Below are 13162 nucleotides of genomic sequence, written 5' to 3'. Positions count from 1 at the left end.
GCTGCGGGAGGGAAACCCTAGGCTCGTACGCCATGACGGATCGCTTCCGGGTCGTCCCGGCCGCCTATGTCCTGCTCCGCCGCCACGGGAGCTCCGGCGACGAGGTGCTGCTCCAACTACGTCAGAACACCGGCTACATGGACGGCCACTGGGCGATGGGCGCCGCGGGACACGTGGAAGCCGAGGAGTCCGTGCTGGACTCTGCCTGTCGGGAGGCGCGTGAGGAGCTGGGCGTGCTCATCGAACCAGCCGACCTCACGCCGCTGACCAGCATGCACCGGACCGGGGGCAACCAGAGGCCGATCGACGAGCGGGTGGACTTCTTCTTCGAATGCCGACGATGGAAGGGCGAACCTCAGCTCATCGAGCCCGCCAAGGCCGCGGATTTGCGCTGGTTCCCGCTCGACGCGCTGCCCGATCCGGTCGTACCGCATGAGCATGTCGTGCTCCGCGGTCTCGGCGAGGACCGGCTGGCGCCCATCCTCACCTTCGGCTTTCGCTGAAACCCCTTGTTGACTTCTCGATCGGATGCCGACGACACGTCCTAGTGTCCTGCGCCGGACACTAGCCCCGACGCATGACGGGCAGACCCGCAGGAGACCATGGGGCGGTGATTCTCGAACACGCGTTACTCCCCGTGCTGCCCGGTCAGGAGGCAGAATTCGAGGGCGCCTTCGCCCAGGCGAAGGAGATCATCGCGCGCATGCCCGGCTTCGGCGGGCTCACCCTCTCGCGTTGCCTCGAACGACCGAACACCTATCTCCTGCTGGTGCAGTGGGAGCGGCTGGAGGATCACACCGAGGGTTTTCGCGGCTCTGCCGACTACCAGGAATGGCGACGCCTTCTGCACACGTTCTACGAGCCCTTCCCCGTCGTGGAGCACTTCTCGCCAGTCCTCACGGCGTAAGCCCGCCTTACTCCTCGCCGGAGAACCGTTCCCACGCCGACTGCCGGCTGATGCCGAGGGTTTCACCGATGCGCGCCCAGGTCACCCCGCGCTCACGCAGGATGCTCACGTGCTCGGCGACAGCCCGCTCGACATGATCCGGCGCGGTGTCGAGCCGAGCGATGCTGGCCAGCAGGTCCTCGGTGCTCCGGCCCTGCAGGTCTCCGAAGAGCTGGCCGCTTTCTTCGGCGATGACCTGCTCGGCCAGGCGGATGCACCCGTCGCAGATGAAGACGGCCGGACCGGCGACGAGCCGGTCGACCTCCTCCTTGGACTTGTTGCAGAACGAACACCGCAGATCCGAGGGCGATATCTGGGTCGAGGACACCGGCTTCCGCCTCCTTCGCACCATGGCGTCAGGATATCCCTGACGCATTGTCAGGTTAGGCCTGACAGGGTGCAAGGGTCAAGTGTCGTGCGACGCACCCAAACCGCTCGGCGCGCTCTGACCGCGATGGTGACCGTGGCCCGGGGTCTTCGGTCGCCTGTGCGGTCTGACAATTCTTCGACGGGCAGCCCGGAACGGCCGGACAGTGGATCCTGGTCGCAGGAGATGCGCTGCTGCAGCAGGGGCGACCATCGTGAGCAACCTCGAACGCCGCCGACTACGGAACCGTCTACACCGCGCCATCGACGCCCTGCTCCACCGGGACGAACCGACCGTCTCGCAGTTGCCGAAGCGTTCGCCGTACCTCATTCGTACGACCGGGGACGCCGACGGGCCGGACGAGCCGCCCGCGTTGCCGCCAGCCCTCGACTTTCTGCTCCGGCTGGGTGAACTCCTGCTCCGCAGCGGCGCGGGTTCGGTCGACGTCGAGGCATCGGTCCTCGCGTCCGCGGCGGCGATCGGGCTGCGCGACGTGGAGGCTTCCGTCACGTACACGCAGGTTCTGGTGTCCATCGCCGTCGGTGACGCCGATGCACCTGTGACGGATCTGCGGATCGTGCGCGCCCGGGCGGTGGACCACAACCGGCTGGTCGAACTCCACCAGATGGTCCTCGCCCTCACCGAAGGCGAACTGGCCCCGACCGCTGCGTACCAACGACTCCGGGTCATCGAAGGGGCGCCGAAACGCTATCCGCGTTGGGGTGTCACGGTCGCGTGGGGCGCGCTCGCGAGCGCCGTCGCCGTCCAGTTGGGCGGTGGGCTCCTGCTGGTGATGGTGACCTTCTGCACGACCGTTCTCATCGACCGGATCGGCCGGCGGCTGGCTCACCGCCACGTGCCCGACTTCTACGTGACCTTCGCCGGTGCCGCGATCGTCACCTCGGTCGCCGCAGGTCTGACAGCTGTCGGCCTTCCGGTACAGCCGCCGCTGGTCGTTGCCGGGTGCGTGGTCGTTCTGATGCCCGGACTCGCGTTGTTGGCGGCTGTCCAGGACGCACTTACCGGCTTCATGGTGACCGCAGCCGCGCGGACGATGGAGGTCCTGCTGCTTTCCGCGGGAATCATCGGTGGTCTGGCGGTCGCGCTGATCGTCGCCAGGCAGGTGGGAATCGTCATGCCGGTCCAGCCGCCGCCGCCGTTCACCCTGTTGGGACTACCGCACCGGTTCCTTTCGGCCGGCGTGGTCGCCGGCGCCATGGCGGTGGGATTGTACGTACCGCTGCGGCTGGTTCCGGCCATCTTCCTGCTCGGAGGCTCTGGGTACGCGGCGTTCCTGGGCCTGGACCACCTGCTCTCCTCACCGTCGACCACCCGGGCGGTGGTGGCGGTCGGCATCGGTGTGTGCGGCTACGCCGTCGCTTCGCGCCGCCGGCTGCCGGCCCTCGCGGTGGTCTTGCCGGCCATCGTTCCGATGCTGCCCGGCCTGACGATCTACACCGCGATGCTCCAACTCACACAAGGGAACAGCTTCCTCGGCATCTCCCATCTGCTCATCGCGGCGACCGACTCCCTGGCACTGGCGGCGGGTGTCATCTTCGGCGAGTTCCTGGGTCAGCCGTTACGGCGTCGCCTCCCGCGGTGGGAACGCCGCTATGCCGGACCGCGTCTCGTCGGCCCGCTGCGGATCCGCCGCAACCGTCAGGTCGTGCGACTGTCACACAGTCGTCCCGGTCGTACGCCGCCGGACGGACAGGGCTGACCCGACGGGCACGGGCAGCGTTCTGTCGTGCACGGGCGTTACGCTCCATGACGTGCGCGTGGTCAGCTCACTCCTGCACCCCGACGATCTGGCACGACTGGTCGAGCGGGAGTACGACGTTGCCGGACCCGTGGTGGCGAGGCTGCTGCGCCGGGGATTCAACGACACCTACCTGCTGGCCGACAGCGCCGGCGAGCGCCGGATTCTTCGGATCTACTCGCGCGACAAGTACTGGGTGCGGTCGGCGGACGATCTGCTCTTCGAACTGGAACTCCTGAACTATCTGGCGAGTGCCGGATGCCCGGTGTCCCATCCGTACCCGCGTCGCCGCGGCGACCTGCTCGGCGAGCTCGAGGCACCTGAAGGTGAGCGGCACTTCGCGCTGTTCACGTTCGCGCCCGGCGGACCCCCCGGCGAGGACGGCTCGCTCGACATCGAACGCGCACGCGCCCTCGGCACCGGGATCGCCCGGCTCCACGTTGCCATGGACGGGTTCGGGTCACCAAGGCATCGATACCACCTCGACCTCGAGCGCCTCGTCGACATGGCCGTCACCGCCATCGCCGAGCACGTCGGTCCCCACCAGCAGGCCAGCTACGCCGAGCTGTGCACACTCACCGAACGCCTGAGGGCGTACATCACCCGGCTCGACCTTCCGGAGCATGCGTACGGCCTGATCCATGGCGACCTCTACGGTGGGAACATCCACCTCACCTCCGCCGGCGAGTTCGTGGTGTTCGACTTCGACCACTGCGGCTTCGGGTGGCGGGCGTACGACCTGACGAACTTCTACCCCCGCCAGGACTCCTCGGACGCGAAGCGGGAGGCATGGCCCGCGATCGCCGCCGGCTATGCGTCCGTGCGGGCGTGGAGCGAGGCCGAACAGCGGGCCATGCCGGCCTTCGCCGCCTGTCGCGAGCTCTGGGATGTCGGCGACTGGCTCGGAGCGGCCCACTGGGCCGGCCACGAGGTGGCACCCGAACGGCTCAGCCAGCGCGCCCTGGACCGGGTACGCAGAGCCCTCGGTTCGTTCAGGTGGGAGGGCTGAACGTCCAGTCGATCCCGCGGGGCTGGCCGCCGAGCTTGCCACCAGCCGCTGTGTAGGCACGGATGGCGGCCGGATTGTCGTCGTCGGTAAGAACCCACATGCCGTAGCACCCATGCTCGGTCGCGAGATCGGCCAGCCGGCGGACCAACGCCCGACCGATTCCCCGGTTGCGGAAACCCTCGACGACGCCCAGCTCGTAGAGGAACATCTCGGTTCCCTTGTCCGGGTGCGTCATCTCCACGCCAGTGACCATCCCGACCGGCTCGCCTTCGACGTAGGCAACCAACAGATGATGATCGGGCGTACGCAGGAACCGCTCGGCGGCGTCTGGCCGCGGCTGCTGATCGAAACACGCGGCGGCCGCCATCACCTCGGCGACGTCTTCCGGGCCCAGCCGAACGATCCGGATCTTCTCAGGTCCGGTCTGTGTCATGCGCGGATGCTAACCCGGAATCCGCAACCGAGCCGCTCCTGGATGAGGGGCACCTTCCTCCAACGGTCGTTCCTGTGGGGGACCCTCCGCTCAGGAGTGCGCGCCACGTCAATCGGGGAGCATCGGCACCGACAGGCCCTGGTCGCGGCCGAGGAGCACCGCGCGGGTGACGGCGCCCGTGCCGAACCGATCCCGCACGTTGTCGAGCGCGGCGTCGAGCGCTGTGCCGCTCTGGCGATCGAACGGCAGCTCCAGCTGGATCGCGGCGTCGTCGTCGAGGTTCGCGATGGCGATCCCGACGAGAGTGAGGCCCTTGCGCTCGATCAGCGGTCCGGCCGCGGTGAGCAACCCTCGCGCCGTCGCCAGGATCGTCTGCGTGTGCGCGGTCGGCCGGGGCAGCGTGTGTGACCGGGTGGCGCGCGTGTAGTCGTCGAAGCGCAGCCGGAGTACGACGGTCCGCCCGAGCCGGCCAGCCGCCCGCAGCCGGCGGGTGACCCGATCGACCAGGCCGACGAGCGCCGCGTCGATGGCCGCGGACGACTTGGGCGAGCGGCCGAGCGCCCGCTGTGAGCCGATCGAACGCCGCCGCCGACCGACCTGGACCGGTCGCGGGTCGCGGTTGTGGGCCAGTGCGTGGAGATGCCGGCCCGCCGCCTGGCCGAGCATCGCCACCAGCGTCCGCTCCGCGAGCTGGGCGACCTCACCGACATGCGTGATCCCCCGGTCGTGCAGCTTGCGGGCGGTCACGGGCCCGACCCCCCAGAGCCGCTGCACCGGCAGGGGATGCAGGAAGTCGAGCTCACCATCGGGAGGGACGACGAGCAGCCCGTCGGGCTTCGCCACCCCACTCGCGACCTTGGCGAGGAACTTGGTGCGCGCGACCCCGACCGTGATGGGCAGACCCACCTGGGCGAGAACGTCGTGGCGGAGTTGCCGCGCGATCTCGACGGGCGTCCCCGAGATCCGCCGCAACCCGCCGACGTCGAGGAATGCCTCGTCGATCGACAGCCCCTCCACCAGCGGCGTCGTGTGCCGGAAGACCTCGAAGACCGCCTTGCTGGCGTCGGAGTACGCCGACATCCGGGGCGAGACGACGATCGCCCGGGGGCACAGCCACCGCGCCTGCGCCCCACCCATCGCCGTGCGTACGCCATAGGCCTTGGCTTCGTAGCTTGCGGCGAGCACCACGCCCCCGCCCACGATGACCGGCCGGCCGCGCAGGCGTGGGTCGTCCCGCTGCTCGACCGAGGCGTAGAACGCGTCGAGGTCGGCATGCAGGATGGTCGCCTCACCACTCGCCACGAACACATGTTCGCATCCCCCGCCGACAGTCGCGCCAGCGATTCGCTACACATGTCCAGGCGACGATCCCTTGCCGGCTCAGATCGAACCGGCACAACAGGATGCGCTGCTCGTCGTCGACGATGAGCGCGCGGACCGCATGTCGAAGACGTGGGCGCACCGGCCCCACCCTAGGACGTGCCGGTTCATCTCCGCGCCAGGCGGATGGGGCCCTCGCTCCCCGATGGTCGCGCGTACGACCTCAGCCGGCGCGCTGGCGTTCGCGGTAGGGCGCGGGCGTCCGCGCCAGCACGGTGGTCTTCCGCCCCCAGAACTGCTCCCACGTCGCCTCGGCCTCGGCCACGCCGCGGGCGTACGCCTCTGTCGCCTCGTCGGACTCGTCCCACTGGTCGTGACCCTCGAACTCAGTCGGCCCGCGACCGAGCCTCTCGGCAATCAGCTGGTCGTACACCGGTGTCTCGCTCATCGATGCTCCTGTAGCCCGCGTGGCTTGACGGCGGTGCGTCTCAAAGCCGCCGGGCCCATCCCTGCCCCGTAGCGTCGACCGAGAAGTCGATCACGTCAAGTCCCTGACCGAAAGCAAAGAGTAAAGATTCTCTGCGGTTGGCTCGCGCTGCGAGACCTGGTCCACCAGCGTCGGCGTAGGGTCGACCGGCCAGAAGCGTGCGGCGCCTCTGTCGCTCGCTGGAGTGAGGAGGCGGGCGTCGAATGAAGATCACCGCGGTGGAGATCCTGCGACTGCGCGGCCCGGCACCCGAGCGGCCTTCGTGGTACCGGCAGAGCAGGCCCCTCGCGCACTACCCCCAGCACGCGCCGACGTCTCGGTGGCAGAGCCGCTCGGCCGACCCGGGCGTCCAGGAGGCCGACTACCTCCAGATCCGCGCCGGCGACCACCTCGGTCTCTACGGACCCGTCGACCGGCCGGCATCCACCGTCGTGACCAACGAGCTGCGCGACTTCCTCATCGGCAAGGACCCGCGCGCGATCGCGATCGTGTGGGACCAGATGAACCGCCGTGACCGGCACTCGCGGTCGAGCTACCCGATGATGGCGATCAGCGCGGTCGACAACGCCCTGTGGGACCTTGCCGGCCGGCTGCACGGCGTTCCCGTCTACGAACTCCTCGGCGGACCGCGGGCCGCGACCGTCGAGGCCTACGCCAGTACCCTCGGCACGTCGCTCGACGAGGGCGCCGCCGAGGACCGGGCCCGAGCGCTGGCCGACGCCGGGTTCGCGCACCAGAAGTGGTTCTTCGCCTACGGCCCTGGTGACGGGCCCTCCGGCATGGCGGCCAACGTCGACCTCGCCCGCCGACTGCGTACGGCCGTGGGCGAGGACGTGGAGCTGATGTTCGACGCGTTCATGAGTTGGAACCTGCCGTACGCACGGGAATGGCTGCGCCGGGCCGGGCAGTTCCGTCCGTACTGGCTCGAGGAGCCGCTGCCACCCGACCAGCTGGAGGCGACGGCGACCCTCAACCGGGAGTCCGAGGTCCCCATCTCCGCCGGCGAGCACCTCTACGGCAGGTGGGAGGCGCAGCGCTACCTCGCGGCCGAAGCCGTCTCGATCCTGCAGTCCGACCCCGAATGGTGTGGCGGGGTGTCCGAGCTCGTCCGCATCTGCACCGTCGGATCGCTGCACGGCGTGCCGGTCATCCCGCACGGTCATGGCATCCGGGCGGCGCTGCACGGCGTGGCAAGCCAGCCGCCGAGCATCTGCCCGAGAGTCGAGTACCTGCTGGAGTTCATGCCGTTCAAACTCCACTTCGAACAGGCGATTCCCACGCCGGTGGACGGCCGGATCACGCTCGGGCCGGAGCCGGGATTCGGCATCGCGTTCGACGAGTCGCGCATCGACGACATCCGTACGTTGTAGCAATGCCTGCGGCCGGCGAGGTGCGCATCGCAGGCTGCTCACCTCGGGTGCGTACCCGCACCACCTGCGCGGAAGGCGCCGCGCGTGCGGTTGCCAGACTGTCCTGCATGGAACCGACTTTCGTCCTGGTGCACGGCGCGTTCGGCAATTCGTTCAGCTGGGCACCGATGCAACGCGAGCTCGCACTGCGCGGGCACCGCTCGCTCGCCGTCGACCTGCCCGGCCATGGTTTCCAGGCCGCGTTCTCGCCCGCCTACCAGGCGCCGCAGGACCTCGCCGCCCTGGCCGCGGCGCCGACGACACTCAGTGGGGTCACCCTCGCCGACAACGTGGAGCACGTCTGCGAGGTCGTACGCCGCGCCGCCGAGCACGGGCCAGTCATCCTGGTCGGACACAGCCGCGGCGGCCTCACGCTGACCGGCGTCGGCAATACGGTTCCGGCCCTGATCGACCGGATCGTCTACGTCTCTGCCTGGTGCTGCGTCGACCTGGCGCCGATGGACTACGCATCAACCCCCGAGCACGGACCACCGAGTCTCAACGAGACCAACACGGCTCTCGTCGGGGATCCGAGGAAACTCGGCGTGATCCGGCAGAGTTTCCGGATGGCCGACCCCGACAAGCTGGCCAGACTGAAGGCCGTGCTCGCGGACGACTGCACCGGGGCCGAGTTCCTCGCCTACCTCAACACGCTGGAGCCGGATGAGAATCTCGACGTCGGTGGGGACGACGCGCGTGCGCAGGCTGACACCTGGGGCCGCGTTCGGCGTACGTACATCCGACTCACCCGCGATGCCGCCATACCGATCGGTCTCCAGGACCGCTTCATCGCCGAGGCGGACGCACTGACGCCGGACAACCAGTTCGACGTGCACTCCCTCGACAGCAGCCACGTTCGGTTCCTCGTCCACCCGGAGGACACGGCCGCGATCCTGGCCGGCCTGGCGACGTAGGCGAACGGGTTTCGCTTGCTCCGACCGACCCGGATTCACTGTCCGACGAAACGACACGCCCGGGCGCTCGTTGACTTTCGGACGGTCCCGCGGCGCCGCCCGCGCCGGCGCGACGCCGCGCGGATCTGACCCGTTCGGCGAGACGCCAACTCGTAGCGTGCTACGGTGGGCACAAGTTGCAGTTGTGGTTCCCATGAACGTTTGTGTGCGCCTGCTGGTTACTCACCAACGGGCGCATTTCTGTTTATCCGGACCTTTCTCCGGAGGGTCGAACAACGCAGCGACACCGGCTCGCACCGTGCGAAGCCGGCACTGCCACCCTGAAGGAGACAGCGATGGCGACAGGCACAGTGAAGTGGTTCAACGGTGACAAGGGCTTCGGCTTCATCGAGCCGGACGGCGGCGGCGCCGACGTCTTTGCCCACTACTCCAACATCCAGGCCCAGGGCTTCCGTGAGCTGGCCGAGGGCCAGAAGGTGGAGTTCGACGTCGCGCAGGGCCAGAAGGGCCCCCAGGCGGAGAACATCCGCCTCGTCTGAGCACCTGACGACCGCGAAGACCGCGCCCTTGCCAGCTGGTGAGGGCGCGGTTTTTCATGCCAGCGGTCGAAGGGGGTTTCGTGCGGTGACGGTTTGCGGCCCTCCACCGTCGGCGACGTCACGCATCGATCAGGTGCTGGCGCGGTCCGAAGGCGCGGGCCTGTGCCCTGCGGACAAGACGACTCGCAGCCGGCCTGCCGAGCGCTCCGCCGAGTGCGCCCAGGAGGAGTGCCGGAAGCGCGAGCCACCACATGCCGAGCACGCCACTGTCGCGGGTACCGCTCGGCACGTTGAGTCCGTTCACGTTCTCGTTCCTGGCACCGCCGGGGTTAGCCGGACTGGCAACCTCGTCGGCGGCAGCCTCGTCGGCCGGTTGGGGGACGGACTCGACCGGGAGGCTTGCCGTCCCGTCGAGCATCCCCCAGCTTCCCAGCAGCGCGAGAAGCCCCTCCGGATCCGGCGAACGGTGCCACACCCCGGCCCCGTCCAGGTCAACCAGGTCGCCTTCCCACGCTTCCCGGGTGTTGATCCACACTCCCTTCTCGGTATCGACCAGGATGCGGTCCAGCCGCCAGATGGAGATGTCGTGCATGAGCCAGGTGACGTTGATCTGTGAACCACCCGGGTCCAGGACCTGATCGACAGGTGCGCCCTTCTGCGCGACGGGACTCTCGTCGAGTGCGCGGGTCAGGAGCGCGTACTCGTCGTCGGAGTGGTACGCCGATGCCGTGACGCCCTTCTGCGGCGAGACGACGAGGACGCTCGTCGGTCCGCCAGCGTGTGCCGTCCCCGGCCCGAGTGCGAGAAGGCCCACCATCGCGCCCACCAGAGCGAGGACCAGGCCGCGCGCGCGACGGACAGGGTGTGTGGATGCGTACGTGGAGCGGGACATGAGTGGCTCCTTCGATGACCGCGGCGTGGTCAGACGCCAGTGCTACACCGCTCCCCGTCCCCGCGTTCCCGGATCCCGCATCGCCCAGGCCCGCGGCGCCATTCACCGTGACGCCGCTCGCGGCACGGCTCGCGTTCAGGACGCTGACCGGGCGATCTCGATCGCGCGCCGCTTGTCGGCCACGCCCTCGAGGCGGAGGGTGACACCGCTCGACTCCCACACCAGCGTGGGACCCGCGGGACGCGCCGACTCGGTGCGTTCTGCTCCCGCCTCGTCGATGAGTGCGACCTCGTGTGGCGTGGGGAACCACAGTGCGGTACGCCCGTCCAGGTCGACGTACTCCGCTTCGCCCCTGCTGACCGACTTGACGAACATCGGCGCCAACTGCCCCTCGAACTCGTCCAGGCGCCGTGTGCCGCCGGAACTGCTCCAGCTGAGCGACAGCAGCCGGCCGTCCGAAGCGACGTCGACCTTGTCCGGTGTACCGAGCGCGCGGGGCACGACAGGGATGAACCGCACCAGCCGCGCCGCGTCTTTCATGGTGAGCGATCCCGTGGCAGACGGCGGCGGCGGCGCCGAGGGGACCCGTGGTCCGGGGCGAACGACCACGCCGAAACCGAACCACTCCGCCACGGTCGCGCGTACGGGCGGCGTCAGCGCGAGCGCCACCACCAGTGCGGTGGCGGCGACGACGGCCACGCGTCGGGGCTCGCGCAGGACCGCCCGGATCGGCTCCGTCCAGGCCGCTGCCCAGGCCCGCAGCCGACCCCGGTGGCCGGTCGGGGCGGGTTCTGCCGCCAGCCGTTCCATGACGGCAGCGGCGAGGGCGTCGCCGTCCGGTGCGGGAGTGTGGATCGTACGACCGAGGACGCGAAGGTCGTCGGCCAACCCGTCGCCGGGTCGCCCGCCGAGTTCATCGGCCGGAAGCCGGCCGCTTGGCGGGAGGTCAGGTCCCATGGCCGGCCTCCTTCGCATCGTCGTACGTCTCCGTCGACGGCGCGTCCACCAACGATGCTTCCGGCGCCTGACGGTCCGGACCGGCGGCATGCCGCGGCTCTGCGGCTTCGGTGGGGGTCACGGCGGTCACGGCGGTCACGGCGGCCGGCCGCGGATCGTTGGTCTCGGTCAGGCGGGTACGCAGGCGACCCAGCGCGCGATGCAGCCGGGACTTCACCGTCCCGCGCGGCCAACCGAGCACCGTGGATGTCTCCTCCTCATCGAGCTCCAGGAGATACCGGCAGACCACCGCGCGGCGCTGCGGATCCGGCAGCTCTCTTACGGCGGCGAGGAGTGTCGCCCGGCGTTCGCTGGACAGCACGTCGCTCGCCGGATCTGGAGCCGCATCGTCCAGACCCTCCACCGAACGCAGCGTCGCGTCCCGGCGCCGCTTCGCCGCGCGTACCGCGTTTCTCGTCTCGTTCGCGACGATCCGCAGGAGCCAGGGGCGGAACGCCGAACCGGCGCGGAAACCGCCCAGCGCCCGATAGGCCTTGACGAACGCGATCTGCACGACGTCGTCCGCGTCGGATCCCGCGCCCAGCAGCACGGCGGTCCGGTGGGCGATCGCCGAATGACGGCGTACGAGGTCCGCGTACGCCTCCCGGTCGCCGGAACGTACGCGGGCGATGACCACCTGCTCGGCGGCCTCCGCGGGATCGGTGATGCGGACCTCCTGACGGTGCCTCCGGCTCAGGATGCCTGCCGGCTCCCGATGGCACCACTGCCCTGTCCTACACCGCCGCCCGACAGCGGGTTCCCGTGGCGCCAGATGCGGCTCGGAGTGGGGACGCCTGTGCGGCCGGGTCACGGAGCTGGCGCGGCTGACCGGATGGTTGCGGCGGGCAGCCGCCAGCTGCGCGGGGCCGGTCAGCCGACCGGCGTGGACTCTGCGGACCGCGCGCCGACGGCCTCGGCCGGCAGCCGTGACTCCAGCGCCACCACGGCCAGCCCCGCCGCCAGCGCCGCCACGCAGACGATCAGCCACAGCGCGACCGGCTGCCAGCTGAACAGCTGGGTGAAGAACGCCGGCGCCACGACACCGCTGAGCGCGAACGAGAACTGGAACGTCGACATGTACCTGCCGCGCTCCCGTTCCGGGCCCAGTTCCGACGCGAGTGCGTTCGACGCGGGCGCGTGCAGCAACTCCGCCACGGTGTAGAGGATCGTGACGGGAAACAGCGCCACCACCACCCACTCGACCGGGATCGCGAACATGGTCGCCATCAGGACACCCCAGCCCGCCCAGCCGAGGCCCGCGACGAACATCACCCGCGTACGCCGGCGCCCGGCGAGTCGCTTCACCACCACGGTCTGGCAGAGCGCGAGCGCGGCCGTGTTCAGCGCCAGCAGTACGCCGACTGCCCAGCTCGCCTTGCCGAGCAGGTGATCGACGTACACCGGCAGGCTGAGCCCGAGAAGCCCACTGCACAAGGCGAAAACCGTGTTGGCCGCGACCAGGACGAGGAACGGTCGGTCCCGCAGTGGGCCGCCCACGGACGCCCGGCCCGCCGACGAGGAAGGTCCGCTGTCGTGCGTACGGCGTGGAATCCGGAGCCACAGGACCAGCGCCGACAGGGCGAAGGTCGCGGCGTCGAGGACGATCACCAGGCGGAACACCGACTCGTCGCCGACCGCCAGCAATGCCGCGGCGAGGAGCGCGCCCACACCGACTCCGGCGTTCTGCGCGGCGCTGGATTTCGCATAGGCATGGTCGCGGTCGGCCGAGGACGCCAGGTCGGCGATCAGCGTGAAGATGGACGACCAGTACGTGCGCTGCCCGACCGCCGCCAGGCCCGCTGCGACGAACAGGGCGACGGCCTCGCTGACCAGGAGGAAGCCGGCGAAGCCGCTGGCCTGCAGAAGGAGCCCGCAGAGCACGACCGCGCGGGATCCGAACCGGTCCACGAGGCGACCGACAAGCAGTGGGAGCGGCAGGGTGAGGAGCTGCGCCGCCGACAGGCACAGTCCCGTCGTCGCCAACGAGATCCCGGCGACCTTGGTGAAGTACAGCAGCGACACGGGCAGGTACAGCCCGCTGCCAACCATGTCGATGACGACGACGGCGATGAGGGCACGCATCCAGCCAGG

General features: G+C 69.7%; 15 protein-coding genes. 7 read left to right on the top strand and 8 right to left on the bottom strand.

What is annotated here, in order from left to right:
* Positions 1-32 precede the first annotated feature (32 nt).
* A complete protein-coding gene (locus tag ABN034_RS07360) occupies positions 33-503 on the top strand; it encodes an NUDIX hydrolase (protein ID WP_349690237.1) in 471 nt (156 codons plus the stop codon).
* A gap of 74 nt (positions 504-577) precedes the next feature.
* Positions 578-907, top strand: a complete 330-nt coding sequence (locus tag ABN034_RS07355; protein WP_349690236.1) for an antibiotic biosynthesis monooxygenase family protein — start codon at positions 578-580, stop codon at positions 905-907.
* Positions 908-914: 7 nt separating this feature from the next.
* On the opposite strand, the gene ABN034_RS07350 is transcribed toward ABN034_RS07355, so the two are convergent.
* Positions 915-1274: a ClpX C4-type zinc finger protein gene (locus ABN034_RS07350; RefSeq protein WP_349690235.1), complete on the bottom strand. Its 360-nt coding sequence runs from the start codon at positions 1272-1274 to the stop codon at positions 915-917.
* Positions 1275-1527: 253 nt separating this feature from the next.
* On the opposite strand from ABN034_RS07350, the gene ABN034_RS07345 reads away from it, so the two are divergent.
* Together ABN034_RS07345 and ABN034_RS07340 are read left to right on the top strand one after the other, a co-directional pair.
* Positions 1528-3033: a threonine/serine exporter family protein gene (locus ABN034_RS07345; RefSeq protein WP_349690234.1), complete on the top strand. Its 1506-nt coding sequence runs from the start codon at positions 1528-1530 to the stop codon at positions 3031-3033.
* Positions 3034-3085: 52 nt separating this feature from the next.
* Complete coding sequence (locus ABN034_RS07340; protein ID WP_349690233.1) at positions 3086-4081, top strand: phosphotransferase enzyme family protein; 996 nt, start codon at positions 3086-3088, stop codon at positions 4079-4081.
* Here ABN034_RS07340 and ABN034_RS07335 read toward each other — a convergent pair.
* The 3 genes from ABN034_RS07335 to ABN034_RS07325 all read right to left on the bottom strand — a co-directional run bounded on the left by ABN034_RS07335 (position 4065) and on the right by ABN034_RS07325 (position 6282).
* A complete protein-coding gene (locus ABN034_RS07335) occupies positions 4065-4514 on the bottom strand; it encodes a GNAT family N-acetyltransferase (protein ID WP_349690232.1) in 450 nt (149 codons plus the stop codon). The genes ABN034_RS07340 and ABN034_RS07335 overlap by 17 nt on opposite strands.
* 108 nt (positions 4515-4622) lie before the next feature.
* Positions 4623-5816, bottom strand: coding sequence for a DNA polymerase IV (gene dinB, locus ABN034_RS07330; RefSeq protein WP_349690231.1), 1194 nt, complete (start codon positions 5814-5816; stop codon positions 4623-4625).
* 241 nt (positions 5817-6057) lie between these two features.
* A complete protein-coding gene (locus tag ABN034_RS07325; RefSeq protein WP_349690230.1) occupies positions 6058-6282 on the bottom strand; it encodes a hypothetical protein in 225 nt (74 codons plus the stop codon).
* Between the two features lie 242 nt (positions 6283-6524).
* Here ABN034_RS07325 and ABN034_RS07320 point away from each other — a divergent pair, with 242 nt between their 5' ends.
* The 3 genes from ABN034_RS07320 to ABN034_RS07310 all read left to right on the top strand — a co-directional run bounded on the left by ABN034_RS07320 (position 6525) and on the right by ABN034_RS07310 (position 9183).
* A complete protein-coding gene (locus ABN034_RS07320; protein WP_349690229.1) occupies positions 6525-7691 on the top strand; it encodes an enolase C-terminal domain-like protein in 1167 nt (388 codons plus the stop codon).
* 107 nt (positions 7692-7798) lie between these two features.
* Complete coding sequence (locus ABN034_RS07315) at positions 7799-8644, top strand: alpha/beta fold hydrolase (protein ID WP_349690228.1); 846 nt, start codon at positions 7799-7801, stop codon at positions 8642-8644.
* Positions 8645-8979: 335 nt separating this feature from the next.
* The gene (locus tag ABN034_RS07310; protein WP_349330971.1) at positions 8980-9183 is read left to right on the top strand and encodes a cold-shock protein; all 204 of its coding nucleotides are present in this window, start codon (positions 8980-8982) and stop codon (positions 9181-9183) included.
* Positions 9184-9301: 118 nt separating this feature from the next.
* On the opposite strand, the gene ABN034_RS07305 is transcribed toward ABN034_RS07310, so the two are convergent.
* The 4 genes from ABN034_RS07305 to ABN034_RS07290 form a co-directional block, all read right to left on the bottom strand.
* Positions 9302-10075 carry a hypothetical protein gene (locus ABN034_RS07305; RefSeq protein ID WP_349690227.1) on the bottom strand — a complete coding sequence of 258 codons (774 nt, stop codon included), beginning with the start codon at positions 10073-10075 and terminating at the stop codon, positions 9302-9304.
* 135 nt (positions 10076-10210) lie between these two features.
* Complete coding sequence (locus tag ABN034_RS07300) at positions 10211-11032, bottom strand: hypothetical protein (RefSeq protein WP_349690226.1); 822 nt, start codon at positions 11030-11032, stop codon at positions 10211-10213.
* On the bottom strand, positions 11022-11708 hold the full coding sequence (locus ABN034_RS07295; RefSeq protein WP_349690225.1) for an RNA polymerase sigma factor: 687 nt from the start codon (positions 11706-11708) through the stop codon (positions 11022-11024). The genes ABN034_RS07300 and ABN034_RS07295 overlap by 11 nt, the downstream gene beginning before the upstream one ends.
* 233 nt (positions 11709-11941) lie before the next feature.
* A complete protein-coding gene (locus ABN034_RS07290) occupies positions 11942-13153 on the bottom strand; it encodes an MFS transporter (protein WP_349690224.1) in 1212 nt (403 codons plus the stop codon).
* Between the last annotated feature and the right edge of the window lie 9 nt (positions 13154-13162).

Origin of the sequence: Actinopolymorpha sp. B11F2 (genome assembly GCF_040195635.1) — a bacterium.
Taxonomy (GTDB): domain Bacteria; phylum Actinomycetota; class Actinomycetes; order Propionibacteriales; family Actinopolymorphaceae; genus Thermasporomyces.
Note: the sequence above shows the minus strand (reverse complement) of the source record. Positions and strands in the feature narration are given on the sequence as shown.

What these genes read in the sequence shown, in the direction of transcription:
- ABN034_RS07360 (WP_349690237.1), top strand. Translation starts at nt 33, where the DNA reads ATGACGGATCGCTTCCGGGTCGTCCCGGCCGCCTATGTCCTGCTCCGC.
- ABN034_RS07355 (WP_349690236.1), top strand. Translation starts at nt 578, where the DNA reads ATGACGGGCAGACCCGCAGGAGACCATGGGGCGGTGATTCTCGAACAC.
- ABN034_RS07335 (WP_349690232.1), bottom strand. Translation starts at nt 4,514, where the DNA reads ATGACACAGACCGGACCTGAGAAGATCCGGATCGTTCGGCTGGGCCCG.
- ABN034_RS07325 (WP_349690230.1), bottom strand. Translation starts at nt 6,282, where the DNA reads ATGAGCGAGACACCGGTGTACGACCAGCTGATTGCCGAGAGGCTCGGT.
- ABN034_RS07320 (WP_349690229.1), top strand. Translation starts at nt 6,525, where the DNA reads ATGAAGATCACCGCGGTGGAGATCCTGCGACTGCGCGGCCCGGCACCC.
- ABN034_RS07315 (WP_349690228.1), top strand. Translation starts at nt 7,799, where the DNA reads ATGGAACCGACTTTCGTCCTGGTGCACGGCGCGTTCGGCAATTCGTTC.
- ABN034_RS07310 (WP_349330971.1), top strand. Translation starts at nt 8,980, where the DNA reads ATGGCGACAGGCACAGTGAAGTGGTTCAACGGTGACAAGGGCTTCGGC.
- ABN034_RS07305 (WP_349690227.1), bottom strand. Translation starts at nt 10,075, where the DNA reads ATGTCCCGCTCCACGTACGCATCCACACACCCTGTCCGTCGCGCGCGC.
- ABN034_RS07300 (WP_349690226.1), bottom strand. Translation starts at nt 11,032, where the DNA reads ATGGGACCTGACCTCCCGCCAAGCGGCCGGCTTCCGGCCGATGAACTC.
- ABN034_RS07290 (WP_349690224.1), bottom strand. Translation starts at nt 13,153, where the DNA reads ATGCGTGCCCTCATCGCCGTCGTCGTCATCGACATGGTTGGCAGCGGG.